This is a genomic window from Pseudomonas sp. TSRC2-2 (assembly GCF_049897785.1).
Lineage (GTDB): Bacteria > Pseudomonadota > Gammaproteobacteria > Pseudomonadales > Pseudomonadaceae > Aquipseudomonas.
Genome location: NZ_JAFCWZ010000003.1, coordinates 430,313 through 447,734, shown reverse-complemented (window position 1 = coordinate 447,734; position 17,422 = coordinate 430,313). Strand labels below are relative to the sequence as shown.

15 protein-coding genes are annotated in these 17,422 nt (G+C 60.7%); 6 read left to right on the top strand and 9 right to left on the bottom strand.

Annotated elements, in window-relative coordinates:
• Positions 1 to 60 precede the first annotated feature (60 nt).
• From ACP7D9_RS08050 to bioB, 7 genes are all read right to left on the bottom strand, one after another.
• Complete coding sequence (locus tag ACP7D9_RS08050; RefSeq protein WP_101160943.1) at positions 61 to 1,866, bottom strand: phenylacyl-CoA dehydrogenase; 1,806 nt, start codon at positions 1,864 to 1,866, stop codon at positions 61 to 63.
• 274 nt (positions 1,867 to 2,140) lie between these two features.
• Positions 2,141 to 2,437: a pyrroloquinoline quinone biosynthesis protein PqqE gene (locus ACP7D9_RS08045; protein WP_071173831.1), complete on the bottom strand. Its 297-nt coding sequence runs from the start codon at positions 2,435 to 2,437 to the stop codon at positions 2,141 to 2,143.
• Between the two features lie 108 nt (positions 2,438 to 2,545).
• Positions 2,546 to 3,226 (bottom strand): dethiobiotin synthase, encoded by a 681-nt coding sequence (bioD, locus tag ACP7D9_RS08040; RefSeq protein ID WP_101160946.1) that lies wholly within the window; start codon positions 3,224 to 3,226, stop codon positions 2,546 to 2,548.
• Positions 3,223 to 4,032 (bottom strand): malonyl-ACP O-methyltransferase BioC, encoded by an 810-nt coding sequence (gene bioC / locus ACP7D9_RS08035; protein WP_101161782.1) that lies wholly within the window; start codon positions 4,030 to 4,032, stop codon positions 3,223 to 3,225. Before bioC ends, bioD begins: the two co-directional genes overlap by 4 nt.
• Positions 4,025 to 4,756: an alpha/beta fold hydrolase gene (locus tag ACP7D9_RS08030; protein WP_101160949.1), complete on the bottom strand. Its 732-nt coding sequence runs from the start codon at positions 4,754 to 4,756 to the stop codon at positions 4,025 to 4,027. The genes bioC and ACP7D9_RS08030 overlap by 8 nt, the downstream gene beginning before the upstream one ends.
• Positions 4,749 to 5,927, bottom strand: a complete 1,179-nt coding sequence (gene bioF / locus ACP7D9_RS08025; protein WP_101160952.1) for an 8-amino-7-oxononanoate synthase — start codon at positions 5,925 to 5,927, stop codon at positions 4,749 to 4,751. The genes ACP7D9_RS08030 and bioF overlap by 8 nt, the downstream gene beginning before the upstream one ends.
• 158 nt (positions 5,928 to 6,085) lie before the next feature.
• Positions 6,086 to 7,141, bottom strand: a complete 1,056-nt coding sequence (gene bioB, locus ACP7D9_RS08020) for a biotin synthase BioB (protein WP_016772860.1) — start codon at positions 7,139 to 7,141, stop codon at positions 6,086 to 6,088.
• A gap of 90 nt (positions 7,142 to 7,231) precedes the next feature.
• On the opposite strand from bioB, the gene ACP7D9_RS08015 reads away from it, so the two are divergent.
• The 5 genes from ACP7D9_RS08015 (at position 7,232) to rarD (ending at position 13,106) form a co-directional block, all read left to right on the top strand.
• On the top strand, positions 7,232 to 7,966 hold the full coding sequence (locus ACP7D9_RS08015; protein WP_426156590.1) for a ComF family protein: 735 nt from the start codon (positions 7,232 to 7,234) through the stop codon (positions 7,964 to 7,966).
• Positions 7,967 to 8,139: 173 nt separating this feature from the next.
• A complete protein-coding gene (locus ACP7D9_RS08010) occupies positions 8,140 to 8,904 on the top strand; it encodes a TOBE domain-containing protein (protein ID WP_313005062.1) in 765 nt (254 codons plus the stop codon).
• A 70-nt stretch (positions 8,905 to 8,974) separates the two neighbouring features.
• Positions 8,975 to 10,876, top strand: coding sequence for a PhoX family protein (locus tag ACP7D9_RS08005; protein WP_426156588.1), 1,902 nt, complete (start codon positions 8,975 to 8,977; stop codon positions 10,874 to 10,876).
• Between the two features lie 207 nt (positions 10,877 to 11,083).
• Entirely contained in the window at positions 11,084 to 12,058 is a 975-nt protein-coding gene (locus ACP7D9_RS08000; protein ID WP_426156586.1) for a serine/threonine protein kinase, read from the top strand.
• 160 nt (positions 12,059 to 12,218) lie between these two features.
• On the top strand, positions 12,219 to 13,106 hold the full coding sequence (gene rarD, locus ACP7D9_RS07995) for an EamA family transporter RarD (RefSeq protein WP_426156584.1): 888 nt from the start codon (positions 12,219 to 12,221) through the stop codon (positions 13,104 to 13,106).
• A 221-nt stretch (positions 13,107 to 13,327) separates the two neighbouring features.
• Here rarD and ACP7D9_RS07990 read toward each other — a convergent pair whose 3' ends face one another.
• Positions 13,328 to 13,846, bottom strand: a complete 519-nt coding sequence (locus ACP7D9_RS07990) for a glycine cleavage system protein R (RefSeq protein ID WP_426156582.1) — start codon at positions 13,844 to 13,846, stop codon at positions 13,328 to 13,330.
• A gap of 546 nt (positions 13,847 to 14,392) precedes the next feature.
• Here ACP7D9_RS07990 and ACP7D9_RS07985 point away from each other — a divergent pair.
• Entirely contained in the window at positions 14,393 to 16,570 is a 2,178-nt protein-coding gene (locus ACP7D9_RS07985; protein ID WP_397504568.1) for a malate synthase G, read from the top strand.
• A 212-nt stretch (positions 16,571 to 16,782) separates the two neighbouring features.
• Here the strand turns inward: ACP7D9_RS07985 and ACP7D9_RS07980 are convergent, their stop codons facing one another.
• A complete protein-coding gene (locus ACP7D9_RS07980; RefSeq protein WP_101160970.1) occupies positions 16,783 to 17,229 on the bottom strand; it encodes a response regulator in 447 nt (148 codons plus the stop codon).
• Positions 17,230 to 17,422 lie beyond the last annotated feature (193 nt).

Here is a 17,422-nt window from a genome sequence, read left to right as displayed (position 1 = left end):
CAAACAAAAAAACCGCTGCTCCCGAACGGGAGCAGCGGTTTCGTCAGACTGCGCTAAGGCTTAGTAGCCCAGTGCGAAGTCTTCTTCTTTCATGTCCATCAGGTTGCCAGCGCCCGACAGCATAGTGGCCACGTGTGTGCGAGTACGTGGCAGGATGCGCTGGAAGTAGAAGCGCGCGGTTTGCAGCTTGGCGGTGTAGAACGCCTCGTCGCTGGTGCCGGCAGCCAGTTTTTCCGCAGCCAGACGTGCCATGTCAGCCCAGAAGTAGGCCAGGCAGGCATAACCGGAGTACATCAGGTAGTCCACGGAGGCAGCGCCAACTTCTTCGCGATCCTTCATGGCCGCCATACCGACCTTCATGGTCAGCTCGCCCCACTCTTTATTCAGTGCAGCCAGCGGTGCGACGAATTCCTGAACGGCTTCGTTGCCTTCGTTAGTCTGACAGAACTTGTGGACGATCTTGGTGAAGCCCTTCAAAGCTTCGCCTTGAGTCATCAGCACTTTACGGCCGAGCAAGTCGAGGGCCTGGATACCGGTGGTGCCTTCGTACAGCATCGAAATGCGGCTGTCGCGAACGTTCTGCTCCATGCCCCACTCGGCGATGAAACCATGGCCGCCGTAGATCTGCACGCCGTGGTTGGCGGCTTCGAAACCGACTTCGGTCATGAACGCTTTGGCGATCGGAGTCATGAACGCCAGCAGTGCATCGGCCTTCTTCTTCTCTTCTTCATCGACACCATATTTGACGATGTCGACTTGTTTGGCGGTGAAGTAGACCATCGCGCGGTTGCCTTCGGCGAACGCCTTCATGGTCAACAGCATGCGGCGCACGTCTGGGTGAACGATGATCGGGTCAGCGGCTTTGTCCGGCGCTTTCGGGCCAGTCAGCGAGCGCATTTGCAGGCGATCGCGAGCGTACTTCAGGCCGCCCTGGAAGCCGATTTCAGCGTGAGCCAGACCTTGCAGTGCGGTGCCGAGACGAGCGGTGTTCATAAAGGTGAACATGCAGTTCAGGCCTTTGTTCGCCGGGCCGATCAGGTAACCGGTGGCGCCGTCGAAGTTCATCACGCAGGTGGCGTTGCCGTGGATGCCCATCTTGTGTTCCAGCGAACCGCAGCTCACGGCGTTGCGCGCACCAAGGGTGCCATCGGCGTTTGGCAGGAATTTCGGCACGATGAACAACGAGATGCCTTTGGTGCCAGCCGGTGCGTCCGGCAGGCGGGCCAGTACGATGTGGACGATGTTGTCGGCCATGTCGTGTTCACCGGCCGAGATGAAGATCTTGGTGCCGGACACTTTGTAGGAACCGTCGGCCTGAGGCTCGGCCTTGGTGCGCAGCATGCCCAGGTCGGTGCCGCAGTGCGGTTCGGTCAGGCACATGGTGCCGGTCCATTCGCCGGAGACCAGTTTGGTCAGATAGGCTTCCTGCTGCTCAGGGGTGCCGTGCTCGGAGATGGTGTTCATCGCACCGTGCGACAGGCCTGGGTACATGCCCCACGACCAGTTGGCTTCGCCAACCATTTCGCTGACTGCCAGACCCAACGACTCCGGCAGGCCTTGGCCGCCGTGCTCAACGTCGTGAGCCAGGCTTGGCCAGCCGCCTTCGACGAATTGCTTGTATGCCTCTTTGAAGCCAGTCGGGGTTTTCACGCCGGACTCGCTCCAGGTGCAACCTTCCAGATCGCCCACGCGGTTCAGCGGTGCCAGTACCTGCTCACAAAACTTGGCGCCTTCTTCGAGAATGGCGTCAACCATGTCCGGAGTTGCGTCTGCGCAAGCCGGAAGGCTCTGATAGTGCGCTTCGTAGCCGAGCAGCTCGTCACGAACGAAGCGAATATCACGCAAGGGGGCCTTGTAGTCAGGCATAGCGATAAACCTCTGCTGATGTAACCGGGAATGAACGACCGTGTTGAGTTGTTATGACGGTCAAACAGTTGTTTGAAACATACGTTTACGCCGAAATCTTGTCAAGCGCCGTTCTTTTGCCGTTCGTCATCGGCTTCATCAAATTGCGGACACGATAAATCGTCGTGACTGCGCGCAGGCCACGAGCTTTCTGAAAAAGATTGGTTGAGCAAGAAGGACTTAAACGAAAAACGCCGCGACATGCGCGGCGTTTCGATGTTTACAAAAAATCCAATCAGGCGAAGGTGTCGATAATCGTCCCAAGCACTTCGTCGGACGCCTTGGCCACCTTCACACCCAGCTCTGCCTGGATCTTGCCCTGCGACAGTTCGACGATATTGCTGGTCAGATCCGATTCCTGCGCGCGATCCACACCGCGCAGGCGATTGACCTGCACTTCGGACGACTGGCTGGTCACCGAGCGTTCGATGGTGTTGTTGGCGATCTGGCTGGCAGCCTGGTCGACGCGGTTCTGCCCGGACTGAATCGAACTCAGCCCTGCATAAAAAGCTGTGTTGCCGGAGATTTCCATAGTCGTGCTCGTCCTTGTAAAGGATCAATGGACGCCATTGAAGCAGACGCGCCGGCAAAACACCCGTCAAAAACACTAATGGCACAGTGCCTGTTCATAGCGAGAAACTTAATCGAGCAAATCCAGTTGCAAATGCTCGGCCACCGCTTCGGCGCTCAACGCCTTGAGTTTCGGCACTCGGCCCAGGCACGGCGCGGGAATGCGCTCGGCCAGTGTCGCAAGGTTTTCCTCCAATCGTGAAGTCTTTGGATCAATGATGTTGGCCACCCAACCCGCCAATTGCAGGCCATCTCGTGCAATCGCTTCGGCAGTCAGCAAGGCATGACTGATACAACCCAGCCTCACACCCACCACCAGAATCACCGGCAGCTTCAGCGCGATCGCCAAGTCCGACAGATTGTCCTGATCCGCTAACGGCACCCGCCAGCCGCCCGCGCCTTCAATCAGGGTGAAATCGGCGTTCATCGCCAGAATCCCGCGCATCGGCACCAGCAACGACTGCACGGTCAGCGCCACACCAGCTTCGCGCGCCGCCAGATGCGGAGCAATCGCGGGCTCGAATGCCACCGGGTTGACCTGTTGATAAGTCAGCGGCAGCGAACATTCGGCCAGCAGCGCCAAAGCGTCGCAATTGCGCAAGCCTTTGGGCGTGACGTCGCACCCGGAAGCCACCGGCTTGCCCGCCGCCGTGCTCAAGCCTGCCGACCGCGCCGCGTGGAGCAACCCGGCAGCGACGGTAGTCTTGCCGACATCGGTGTCGGTACCGGTAATGAAATAAGCTGCGCTCATAGGGGTTTCTCCAATACGGCGTACACCACCTGATACGTTGCCGGCAGCCCCGCCGGCTGACGGAACCGCTCATACGCATCGATCAGCCCGAGAATCCGCGCGCGTCCGGTCAAACCGCCCGGCCGGCCGGGATTCAGATTGTGCGCGCCCAACGCCTTCAGCTCATGAGTCAGGCTGCGCACATCCGGGTAATGCAACACATGCGGCTGATTCTCCAGAGCCAAGATGCGCATGCCTCTGCCAGCACATAACTGCTCATAGCGGACGAATTCACGGAAGCGATTGACGTGCACCAGCCCGTCGACCTGCTGCCAACTCTCACGCAACTCGAACAGCGTCCCTGTACACAGACTAGCAAACGCAAATATCCCGCCTGGCTTCAACACGCGGAAGGCTTCGCTCAGCACGGCATCGAAGTCGGCGCACCACTGCAACGCGAGACTGGAGAAAATCAGCTCTAGGCTCGCATCCTGCAACGGCAGCCTTTCGGCATCGCCGGCAATGAAATGCTCAGCTCCGCCCAACGGCCGAGCGTGATTGAGCATGCCCTCGGCAATGTCCAGCGCAACACCGCTACTCTGGGTAAAACGTGCGGCCAGCGCCCGGGTGAAATAGCCAGTGCCGCAACCAAGATCGAGCCAGCGCGACGGCATGGAACTCGCCGGCAACCGTTCAAGCAACTGCGTGCCGACCTCCCGCTGAAACTCGGCGACGCTGTCGTAACTGGCCGCTGCGCGGGAAAAAGACGCCGCTACCTGGCGCTTGTCGGGCAAGCCCCCGGGCAGCACAAAGGACAGATCAGTCATCAGCGCACTCATGTAGAAACGCCTGGATCGCACCCGCGACTCCGTGCGGATCTTCCAGCAGAAAAGCATGGCTGGCCTGTTCGATCAGGCCAATTTCGATATCCGGCAACAGCGCGAACAGTGCGCCGGCCGCTTGCGCCGGAACCAGCGCGTCCTGCCCGCCAAACAGATGAAGCTGCGGGCCGCGAAACGCCTGCAACGCCTGGCGTGTATCCAGCTGCGAGAGCAGCTCCAGACCCGCCATCAGGGCAGTCGGGGCGGTGGCGGGCGCGCCACTGAGCAGCAAGCGCGACAAGCCACGCGGGTCTGGCGAACCTTGCGCACATAGCAGAGCGAAGCGCTTGAGCGTGGTACGAGGATCGGCTTGGCAACCGGCAAGAAACGCATCGAAAGTCTCGCTGGGCATCGCGCTCGGCCACTGTTGATGCGCAACAAACGCAGGGTTGCTCGCCAGCGTCAGCACACCGCAGCACGCCTCGCCGCGCCGTGCCGCCAACTCGGAGGCGAGCATGCCGCCCAGCGACCAGCCACCGAGCCAGACTTCTTGCGCAATGCGCGCATCGAGTTCATCGAGCCATGCTTGGAGGTCAGCGCAATCCAGCTCCGGCAGCGGTTCGATCTCGACCTGCAAATATTCGTCGAGGCCACGCAAAGCCGCCGCCAGCGGTTCCAGCGGTGACACGCCAAGGCCCCAGCCGGGCAGCAAAATCAGACGATCACGCATGGCTTGGCTCCAACGACAGTCGAGCGAAACAATCTGCCAACCCTTCCAGCAACTGTTGCACCTGCGCCTCGCTGTGGGCGGCGGTCAGCGTCACGCGTAATCGCGCACTGCCGACCGGCACAGTAGGCGGGCGAATCGCAGTGACCATCAGCCCGCGCTCACGCAGCATCTGCGACAGCCGCACAGCGCGCCCGGCATCGCCGATCATGATCGGCTGGATCGGCGTGAAGCTGTCCATCAGCTCCAGCCCGATCTGCCCGGCGCCTTGGCGGAACCGGCGGATCAAGGTCTGCAAGTGTTCCCGGCGCCAGTGTTCGCTGCGCAACAGCTCGAGGCTTTTCAGCGTCGCGCAGGCCAGGGCTGGCGGCTGGCTGGTGGTGTAGATGTATGGGCGGGCGAACTGGATCAGGCTTTCGATCAACTCTTCGCTGCCGGCGACAAAGGCCCCGGCGGTGCCGAAAGCTTTCCCGAGGGTGCCGACCAGCACGGGCACATCGTCCTGACTCAGGCCGAAATGCTCGACGATGCCGCCACCGTTGGCGCCCAGTGGGCCGAAGCCATGCGCATCGTCAACCATCAGCCACGCGCCTTTGGCTCTGGCCTCGCGGGCCAGTGCCGGCAGGTCGGCAACATCACCGTCCATGCTGAATACGCCATCGGTAACCACCAGCGTGTTGCCGGTGGCTTTTTCCAGGCGTTTGCTCAGACTCTCGGCGTCGTTGTGCAAATAGCGGTTGAAACGCGCGCCGGACAACAGACCGGCGTCCAGTAAAGAGGCGTGATTGAGCCGGTCTTCCAGCACCGTATCGCCCTGCCCGACCAGCGCGGTGACCGCGCCGAGGTTGGCCATGTAGCCGGTGGTGAACAGCAGCGCACGTGGCCGTCCGGTCAGATCGGCGAGCGCTTCTTCCAGCGCGTGATGCGGGCTGCTGTGGCCGATGACCAGGTGCGAGGCGCCGCCACCAACGCCCCAGCGCTCAGCGCCGGCACGCCAGGCTTCAATCACCTGCGGATGGTTGGCCAGGCCCAGATAGTCGTTGTTGCAGAACGCGAGCAGCGGTTGGCCGTCCACCACCACTTCTGGCCCTTGCGGCGATTCAAGCAGCGGGCGCTGCCGGTAGAGGTTTTCGGCACGGCGGGCGGCAAGGCGTGCGGCGAGATCGAAAGACATGCAGGCCTCGATTTTTCAAATGACACAGATCCTCTGTGGGAGCGGGCTTGCTCGCGAATGCGGTCTAACATTCAACGGTATGTTGACTGGCCTGACGCTTTCGCGAGCAAGCCCGCTCCCACAGGGTGTTGCATTCCTTCAGATACATTCGCGCAGGATTAAACCGCTGCGTTATAGAATTGCTCGCTGCTCTTCTGCTCCACCAGTGCCTGCTCGATCGCAGCCTGATGAACCTCATCGGAATGCTCTTCACGGGCCTCCGGCTGGATACCGAGGCGAGCGAACAACTGCATGTCCTTGTCCGCCTGCGGGTTGGCGGTGGTGAGCAATTTGTCGCCGTAGAAAATCGAGTTGGCACCAGCGAAGAAAGCCAGAGCCTGCATCTGCTCGTTCATCGCTTCGCGGCCAGCGGACAGGCGCACGTGGGATTGCGGCATGAGGATGCGCGCCACGGCGAGCATGCGGATGAAGTCGAACGGGTCGATGTCCTCGGCGTTTTCCAGCGGCGTGCCGGCGACTTTCACCAGCATGTTGATCGGCACCGATTCCGGATGCTCGGGCAGGTTGGCCAACTGGATCAGCAGGTTGGCGCGATCGTCCAGCGATTCGCCCATGCCGAGAATGCCGCCGGAGCAGATTTTCATCCCCGACTCGCGCACATAGGCCAGCGTCTGCAGGCGCTCGCTGTAAGTGCGGGTGGTGATGATGCTGCCGTAGAACTCTGGCGAGGTGTCGAGGTTGTGGTTGTAGTAGTCGAGGCCGGCCTTGGCCAGCGCCTCGGTCTGCTCCTGATCGAGACGGCCAAGTGTCATGCAGGTTTCCAGACCCAGGGCTTTCACCCCTTCAACCATCTTCAACACATACGGCATGTCTTTGGCCGATGGATGTTTCCACGCCGCGCCCATGCAGAATCGCGTCGAACCAATGGCTTTCGCTCGGGCCGCTTCTTCGAGGACCTTCTGCACTTCCATCAGTTTTTCTTTTTCCAGGCCGGTGTTGTAGTGCCCGGACTGCGGGCAGTACTTGCAATCTTCCGGGCAGGCACCGGTCTTGATCGACAGCAGCGTCGAGACCTGCACGCGGTTGGCGTTGAAATGTGCGCGGTGCACCGTTTGCGCCTGGAACAGCAGGTCGTTGAATGGCTGTACGAAGAGTGCTTTGACTTCGGCCAGAGACCAATCGTGACGCAGGGTGGCGGTGGTGCTCGCGCTCATGGGCAATTCCTTGGTTATGCTTGGCTGGCGCCGGGGAAACGGAATACCCACAGGCGCTACACGGATGTTCGGCATATTTAAGGAAGAGCGATGCACTGTCAACCGCAATACCAAGGACAGGTTTACATCTGTTTAAAAAACGTACAGATCTGTTTGCTGTGCGATGAGCCCGCAGAAGCACAAACGCCAATGTGCGAGGCCTGCGAAACTGAACTGCCCTGGCTCGGTAGCCATTGCCGGAGCTGCGCTTTGCCACTGACTGGACATGGCTTGACCTGCGGCGAGTGTCTGCTAGAGCCGCCGGCTTTCGAACAGGTCGTCGCGCCCTGGGTGTATGGCTTCCCGGTGGACAGTCTGATTACGCGCTTTAAACACAACGCAAAATGGCCGTTTGGTCACCTGCTCGCCGACGTTCTCGGCCAATACCTGCAACATCGTTTTGACGAGGACTTGCCGAGACCCGATGTGCTGCTGCCGGTGCCGCTGGCGAATAAACGTCTGCGTCAGAGGGGCTTCAATCAGGCTGCGATGCTTGCACGCTGGTTGAGTGTTTCGCTGGATTTGCCCTGTGAAGCACAGCTTCTGCGGCGGATCATGGACACCGACGCCCAGCAGGATCTGGATGCCAAGGCGCGCAAACGCAATTTGCGCAATGCCTTCGCGCTGGCGCCTGAAGCGCAGGTAAGCGGTCGCCATTTCGCACTGATTGACGATGTCCTGACCACCGGCGCGACCGCCCGGGCGCTGGCGCGGTTGTTGATGAATGCAGGTGCGGCGCGGGTGGATGTGTACTGCCTGGCTCGTACGCCGAAACCAGGCTCTTGAAGACGAGACATAGCCCTGCAGGAGCTGCGGCACGCTGCGATCTTTTGATTGTAAAAAACAGGATCAAAAGATCGCAGCGCGCCGCAGCTCCTACAGAAAACCGTGTTCGGCTTGACTCATGCGCTGCAAGTGGCCAACGTCCCTCTCATCGCCCGAGCCAGAAGCGTTCTGCCATGTCCACGCCCACCCTGCTGTCCCAACACATCGTCCGCCGCCCGCAGCGCATCGCCCTGCTGCAACACATCGCCGAGCAGGGTTCGATAACCCGTGCGGCGAAGAGTGCAGGGCTCAGCTACAAGGCGGCGTGGGATGCGATCGATGAGCTGAACAACCTGGCGCAGAACCCCTTGGTCGAGCGCGTGGTGGGCGGCAAGGGGGGTGGCGGCGCGAGACTGTCCAGCGAGGGTGAGCGGGTGCTGCGCCTGTATCAGAAATTGCAGGCGTTGCAGGCGCAGGTGCTGGAGGCGGCGGAAGACGCCAGCGATCTGGATTTGCTCGGGCGGCTGATGCTCAGGACCAGCGCACGCAATCAACTGCATGGCACGGTGGCAGCGATTCAGGCACAGGGGCGCAATGATCTGGTCCGCCTCGACCTGGCCGGACACATAGCCTTGGATGCGCAGATCACCCACGACAGCACCGTGCATCTGCAATTGCAGATCGGCACAGAAGTGATGGCGCTGATCAAGGCTGGCTGGCTTGAACTGTTCGGCACCGATCAGCCCGCAACGCCCGGGCACAATGTCCTGCGCGGCACCATCGAGGCGATTCTCGAGGCCGAGGACGGCCCCAGCGAAGTGCGCATTTCGCTGCCCAACGGCCAGACCCTTTGCGCCCTGGCCGAACCGCTGCACTTGCACCGCCAAAGCCTGGGCGTCGGCGATCAGGTGCAGGTGCAATGCGCGCCGTCCAATGTGCTGATCGGCACGCCGCTCTGATCGGCCCTTGCCACAAAAGCGTCATCGACCCGCATTAAGGTGTTGCCCATAACCAAGCAGGGAGCCTGATGTGAGCCTATTAGAAGAAAACCAATCCACTGATCTGGAAAAAATGGTCGGCCTCAGCCGTCGCGGTTTCATCAGCGCCGGTGCGTTGTGTGGCGCGGCGATGTTCCTCGGCGGCAACCTGTTGAGCCGCAGCGTCATGGCCGCCAGCGTCAGCGCCGGCAACAGCCGCCTGCTCGGTTTCGAGAGCATCCCGGCGGCGACCACCGACGCCATCAGCCTGCCCAAGGGCTACAAGTCTTCGGTGCTGATCAGCTGGGGCCAGCCGTTGCACAAGAACGGCCCGGCCTTTGACCCGAGCGGCAATGGCACCGCCGCCGCACAGGAAGTGCAGTTCGGCGACAACAACGACGGCATGAGCCTGTTCGCCTTCCCCGACGACAAAAACCGCGCGTTGATGGCGATCAACAACGAATACACCAACTACCGCTATCTGTATCCGCACGGCGGCATGCCGCAATCGGCCGAAGACGTGCGCAAGGCCTTGGCCTGCGAAGGCGTGTCGGTGATCGAAGTGCAGCGCAAGAACGGCCAGTGGCAATTCGTCCAGGGCTCGCGCTATAACCGGCGGATTCACGGTAACTCGCCGCTGCGCATCAGTGGTCCGGCCCGCGGCCACGACTTGATGAAAACCGCCGCCGACAAGCACGGCAAAAAAGTCCTCGGCACCTTCCAGAACTGCGCTAACGGCAAGACGCCGTGGGGCACTTATCTGACGTGCGAAGAAAACTTCACCGATTGCTTCGGCAGCAGCAACGCCCAGCAACAGTTCGATGCCGCGCAAAAGCGCTATGGCGTTGTTGCGAGCAGCAAAGACATCAACTGGCACCCGCACGACCCGCGCTTCGACATGGCCAAGAACCCGAACGAGCTCAACCGTCACGGCTGGGTGGTCGAGATCGATCCGTTCGATCCGCAATCGACTCCGGTCAAACGCACTGCTCTGGGCCGCTTCAAACATGAAAACGCCGCGCTGGCCGAGACCGACGACGGTCGCGCCGTGGTGTACATGGGCGACGACGAGCGTGGCGAGTTCATCTACAAATTCGTCAGCCGCGATCGCATCAATCACCGTAACCAGAAAGCCAACCGCGACATCCTCGATCACGGCACTTTGTATGTAGCCAGATTCGATGCCGGCGACGGCAACCCCGATCACCCGAAAGGCCGCGGCCAGTGGATCGAACTGAGCCACGGCAAAAACGGCATCGACGCCAGCAGCGGGTTTGCCGATCAGGCGCAAGTGCTGATCCACGCGCGCCTCGCCGCCAGCGTCGTCGGCGCGACGCGCATGGACCGCCCGGAGTGGATCGTCGTCAGCCCCAAGGACGGTCAGGTTTATTGCACCCTGACCAACAACGCCAAGCGCGGCGAAGACGGTCAGCCGGTGGGCGGGCCGAACCCACGCGAGAAGAACGTTTACGGGCAGATTCTGCGCTGGCGTACCGACCGCGATGACCATGCCTCGAAGACGTTTGCCTGGGATCTGTTTGTGGTCGCCGGCAACCCGGGCGTGCATGCCGGAACGCCGAAGGGCGGCTCATCGAACATCACCCCGCAGAACATGTTCAACAGCCCCGACGGCCTGGGTTTCGACAAGGCCGGACGCCTGTGGATTCTCACCGATGGCGATTCCAGCAACGCTGGCGACTTCGCCGGGATGGGCAACAACCAGATGCTCTGCGCCGATCCTGCGACCGGAGAGATTCGCCGCTTCATGGTCGGGCCGGTGGGTTGCGAGGTGACCGGAATCAGCTTTTCGCCGGATCAGAAAACCCTGTTTGTCGGGATTCAGCATCCGGGCGAGAACGGCGGCTCGACCTTTCCCGAGCATCTGCCCAACGGCAAGCCAAGGTCTTCGGTGATGGCGATTACTCGCGAAGACGGCGGGATCGTCGGCGCCTGATCAACCGCTTTCGCGAGCAAGCCCGCTCCTACATTTGATCGCCTGTGTGAATGAGAGGATTGGCACACTGCAGATCCATTGTGGGAGGGGGCTTGCTCGCGAAGAAGCGCTTACAGGCGTCCATATCCAAGGCAAAACCCTCAACCGCTACAGTCTGCGCTACCATGCCGAGCCGGACGCAGCAGCCTGCTGCGCGCAGGAGTCAGCATGGCCCACCCGTTTGAAACCCTCACCCCCGATCTCGTCCTGGATGCCGTCGAAAGCATCGGTTTTCTCAGCGATGCGCGCATTTTGGCGCTCAACAGCTATGAAAACCGTGTCTATCAGGTCGGCATCGAAGACGCCGAGCCGCTGATCGCCAAGTTCTACCGTCCGCAGCGCTGGACCAACGAAGCCATCCTTGAGGAGCACCAGTTCACCTTCGAACTGGCCGACATCGACATCCCCGTAGTGGCGCCGCTGATCCACAACGGCGAAACCCTGCACGAGCATGCCGGTTTCCGCTTCACGCTTTTCCCGCGCCGGGGGGGCCGTGCACCGGAGCCGGGCAATCTTGATCAGCTGTATCGCCTCGGCCAGTTGCTCGGGCGCATGCATGCAGTGGGCGGCACCAAGCCGTTCGAGCACCGCGAAGCCCTGGCCGTGCAGAACTTCGGTCATGCCTCGCTGAAGACATTGCTCGAAGGCAATTTCATTCCCAAGAGCCTGCTGCCGGCTTACGAATCCGTCGCCCGCGACCTGCTCAAGCGCGTCGAAGATGCCTACGCCGCCACGCCGCACCAGAACATCCGCATGCACGGCGACTGCCACCCCGGCAACATGATGTGCCGCGACGAGATGTTCCACATTGTCGACCTCGACGATTGCCGAATGGGCCCGGCGGTGCAGGACATCTGGATGATGCTCGCTGGCGATCGCCAGGAGTGTCTGGGGCAGCTGTCGGAATTGATGGACGGCTACAACGAATTCCATGATTTCGACCCGCGCGAACTGGCACTGATCGAACCGCTGCGCGCCCTGCGCCTGATGCACTACAGCGCCTGGCTGGCACGGCGCTGGGACGATCCGGCGTTCCCGCACAGCTTTCCGTGGTTCGGCACCGAACGTTATTGGGGCGATCAGGTGCTGGCGTTGCGTGAGCAGTTGGCGGCGCTGAATGAAGAGCCGCTGAAACTCTTCTGATCAAAGATCAAAAGATCGCAGCCTTCGGCAGCTCCTACCTTGGAACGCATATCCCTGTAGGAGCTGCCGAAGGCTGCGATCTTTTTGCTTTCTGACACGACACATCTATACAACCTCCTTACAATCCTTTCTTTGTCAGTTGCCTGAGCAAGGATCCTGCATGCAAGCCGCCAACCCGCGTCGCGGGTACATTCTGGGCCTGAGCGCCTACATCATCTGGGGCCTGTTCCCGATCTATTTCAAAGCCATCGCCGAAGTCCCGGCCGTCGAGATCATCATCCACCGGGTGCTGTGGTCGGCGCTGTTCGGTGCGTTGCTGCTGATGGTATGGAAACACCCGGGCTGGCTGCGCGAGCTGCTCGACAACCCCAAACGTCTGGCGATTCTGGCCCTGAGCGGCACGCTGATCGCGGCCAACTGGCTGACCTATGTCTGGTCGGTGAACAACGGCCGCATGCTCGAAGCGAGTCTGGGTTACTACATCAATCCGTTGGTCAACGTGCTGCTGGGCATGGTGATCCTTGGCGAACGGCTGCGGCGCATGCAGTGGGTGGCCGTTGGCTTTGCTGCGGTGGGCGTGGCGCAGCAGGTGTGGCAGGTCGGCAGTTTGCCTTGGGTGTCGCTGGCGCTGGCGCTGACTTTCGGTTTCTACGGTCTGATCCGCAAGCAGGCGCCGGTCAAGGCGTTGCCGGGGCTGGTGGTGGAAACCTGGATGCTGGTGCCGATCGCGATCGCGTGGTTGCTGTTCAACCAGACTGCCACCAGTGTGCAGCCGGCCTTCTGGACCACCTCCGAAGCCTGGTGGCTGGTCGCCGCCGGTCCAGTGACATTGGTGCCGCTGGTGTGTTTCAACGCCGCCACGCGCCATCTGCCCTACACCACCATTGGCTTCCTGCAATACATCGCGCCGACCCTGGTGCTGCTGCAAGCCGTGCTGCTGTTTGGTGAGCATTTGTCTTCGAGCACGCTGGTCGCGTTCATGTTTATCTGGGCCGGTCTGGCGATCTACAGCGTCGACGCGTGGATAAGTTTGCGTCGGCGCGCCTGATCAAAAAACGCACAAACCTTCACAGGCCACGTTTTTCGTGGCCTGCATCGTTCCTTCCCAAGCTTATCCACAGCGTGATCCCCGCCGTTTGTGTGCAAGTCACTGAATGTTGGCGTTTTTTTGATCATTCGCAGCAAAGCCACGGCGGGCGTGGCGTGGCGCTCGGTCTCTACAGGTTATCCACAGGCAGGTGCACGTTTAAACTGGATAACCCGCACGGCTCAAACCTCTGTGCGTAACACCAGTTCGACCATCAGATCATCGGCCAGGGTTTCCAGCCGAGCCTGCAATACCTCCAGCGACAAGGTCAGCGGCACCGCCAGAATCGCCTCGGCGTGAAACAGCGGCTCACTGCTCATCGGCGCCGGACGCACTTCAGTGACCAGCCGTTCCAGGTTCACACCCTGCTCGCTCAACAGCCGAGTGATATCGCGGACGATGCCTGGCCGGTCATTGCCGACCAATTCCATGGCGATCGGTTTCCACGTGCAGGACTGCTCCACTCCGCTTTCGGCAATCAATACGCGAATGCCATGGGCCGACAGCGCTTGCAGGGCATCGACCAGTTCATCGTAAGCCTCCGCCGGCACGCCCACGCGCAGGATCCCGGCGAACTGCCCGGCCATGCGCGACATGCGACTTTCCAGCCAGTTGCCGCCGTGCTCGGCGATGCATTGGGCGATGCGCTCGACCTGCCCGGGCTTGTCCGGCGCAAAAACGGTGAGTACGAGATGGTCCATGGCGCAGCCCTCTGTTCATGACTTTTGTTATCGAAGGGCAAGTATAGGCAAGGGCTTGTTTTGCGTTGGATGGACCGGCGCTTTCGCGAGCAGGCTCGCTCCCACATTGGCAATGCGATCGTCCCGTGGGAACGAGCCTGCGCGCGAATAGCCGCACCAGCGAGATATCTGACCGAACAAATCGTGTACAACTTTCGATATTTAGCTGGAACAATCCAACACTTTTTTGAGAACATCCGGTTCCGCGACGTGACCGCAATGCGTCATGAGGTCGCAGAACGACGTAATTAGTCTGATTTTCACAAGCGCAACTCATCATGTAGTATGCCGCAGCGCGCACTACATAACGCTGGATCGATGTCTGCCCAAGGCCCTTCGCAACCCTGAAAGCCCCGTCAGCAAGGCCTCCAAGCCGTTGATTGGTCCTAGCCCAGCCGCCAGCAATGGCATGTACTGGTCGGCAGGTTTGTGGTTTAAATGGCCAGAAGCTTCATTGTTAAATTGACGAGCTGAAAAGCGAAATAGCTGAGCAGAGTGAGGCAAGCAATGACTGAACACGTTCAAGTCGGTGGCCTGCAGGTCGCCAAAGTCCTGTTCGACTTCGTGAACAACGAAGCCATTCCCGGTACCGGCCTCACCGCCGAACAATTCTGGGAAGGTGCCGACAAGGTCATCCACGACCTGGCGCCGAAGAACAAAGCCCTACTCGCCAAACGCGATGACTTCCAGGCGCGCATCGATGCCTGGCATCAGCAGCATGCCGGCCGGTCGCACGACGCCGTGGCTTACAAAGCTTTCCTGCAAGAAATCGGTTACCTGCTGCCAGAAGCGGCTGATTTCCAGGCGACGACGCAAAACGTCGATGATGAAATTGCCCGCACCGCCGGCCCGCAACTTGTCGTGCCGGTGATGAACGCGCGCTTTGCGCTCAACGCTTCGAACGCCCGCTGGGGTTCGCTGTACGACGCCCTCTACGGCACCGACGCGATCAGCGAAGACGGCGGCGCGGAAAAAGGCAAAGGCTACAACAAGGTGCGTGGCGACAAAGTCATCGCCTTCGCCCGTGCCTTCCTCGACGAAGCCGCGCCACTGGCCGCCGGCTCCCACGTCGATTCGACCGGCTACAAAATCGCTGACGGCAAACTGGTGGTGACGCTCAAGGGCGGCAGCAACAGCGGCCTTCGCGATGACGCTCAGTTGATCGGTTTCCAGGGCGACGCCAACGCGCCGATCGCGGTGCTGCTCAAGCACAACGGGCTGCACTTCGAAATCCAGATCGACGCCAGCACCCCGGTCGGCCAGACCGATGCCGCCGGCGTAAAAGACATTCTCATGGAAGCGGCGCTGACCACGATCATGGACTGCGAAGACTCCGTCGCCGCCGTCGATGCCGACGACAAAGTGGTGATCTACCGCAACTGGCTCGGCCTGATGAAGGGTGACCTCGCAGAATCCGTGTCCAAGGGCGGCCAGACCTTCACCCGCACCATGAACCCGGATCGCACCTACACCGCGCCCAATGGCGGTGAAGTGACCCTGCACGGTCGTTCGCTGTTGTTCGTGCGCAACGTCGGCCATCTGATGACCATCGACGCCATCCTCGACAGCCAAGGCAACGAAGTCCCGGAAGGTATCCTCGACGGTCTGGTGACTTGTCTTGCGGCAATGCACAACCTCAACGGCAATACGTCGCGCCGCAACACCCGCACCGGTTCGGTGTATATCGTCAAACCGAAGATGCACGGCCCGGAAGAAGCGGCGTTCACCAACGAGCTGTTCGGGCGTATCGAAGACGTCCTGCGCCTGCCGCGCAATACCCTCAAAGTCGGGATCATGGACGAGGAGCGCCGCACCACGGTCAACCTCAAGGCCTGCATCAAAGCGGCCAGCGAGCGCGTGGTGTTCATCAACACCGGTTTCCTCGACCGCACCGGCGACGAAATCCACACCTCCATGGAAGCCGGCCCGGTGGTGCGCAAGGCCGACATGAAGGCCGAGAAGTGGATCGGCGCCTACGAAAACTGGAACGTCGATATCGGTCTGAGCACCGGCCTGCAAGGCCGTGCGCAAATCGGTAAAGGCATGTGGGCGATGCCGGACCTGATGGCCGCCATGCTTGAGCAGAAGATCGCTCACCCGCTGGCCGGTGCCAACACTGCGTGGGTACCGTCGCCAACCGCGGCTGCGTTGCACGCGCTGCATTACCACAAGGTTGACGTGTTTGCGCGTCAGGCCGAACTGGCCAAACGTGCGCGTGCCTCGGTGGATGACATCCTGACCATTCCGCTGGCGGTGAACCCGAACTGGACCCCAGAGCAGATCAAGAACGAACTGGACAACAACGCCCAGGGCATTCTCGGTTACGTGGTGCGCTGGATCGACCAGGGCGTCGGCTGCTCGAAAGTGCCGGACATCAATGACGTCGGCCTGATGGAAGACCGTGCGACGCTGCGTATCTCCAGCCAGCACATCGCCAACTGGCTGCGCCACGGCATCGTCAGCCAAGAGCAAGTGATGGAAAGCCTCAAGCGCATGGCGCCGGTGGTCGACCGGCAGAACGCCAACGATCCGCTGTATCGCCCGCTGGCACCGGACTTCGACAGCAACATTGCCTTCCAGGCAGCGGTTGAACTGGTGATTGAAGGCACCAAACAGCCGAACGGCTACACCGAGCCGGTGCTGCACCGTCGTCGTCGCGAGTTCAAGGCCAGGAATGGTCTGTAACTGGCGCTGATGGCTGGAATACAAAAGGCCCTGATCGAGAGATCAGGGCCTTTTTTTGTGAGGTGGATTGAATGCTTTGATCGTTCCAACGCTCCCGCGTGGGAATGCAGCCCGGGACGCTCCGCGTCCCACAACAGCGAACGCGGAGCGTCCATTGGTGCATTCCCACGCAGAGCGTTGGAACGATCATCTCCTGGGCAACGGGATGTGTCTTAGGGCTCAATGCCCAATTCGTGTTTCACCAACCCCAGCAACTTGCCCGTATCAATTGGCTTGAGCAGAAAATCCACTACGCTCAAATGCATCGCTTCGATCGCGTCCTTCACGTCGGCATCGCCGGAGACGATGATGATCGGCATCGCTGCCCGCACCGATTCGCGCACCTGGCGAATCAGGTCGAGGCCATCGACATTGCCCATGCGCAGGTCGGTAATGACCAGGCCGATCGAAGGTTTTTCCTCAAGCATTTTCAGCGCGGTTTCACCGCTGGCTGCGGTCATGCAATGAATGCCATCGAGCGCGAGAATCTCCGACAACAGCTCGCGGGCGTCCTTGTCGTCGTCGACGATCAAGACACGCTGCGGCGGCAGATCGGGTTCGAGCATCACTGCGCTGAGCGCTTCACGCTCGGCGTCGCTCAAAATATCGTGGTCGGACATGGCGCTCTCTAAATGTTCAATCAATCCCTGGCAAGTCGTCAGACATCGCCGGACAGCGCTTCAATGTGCACTTCGTCGGAATTTTTTCCAAGTGGCTAGCCCAAGCTTTTCCGAGCTTTTGCGTAGGTTATTTCCGAAAATCGGCCAATGGTGGCAAAACCTAGACTTACGTCCAATGGGCACCCTGCCCGCC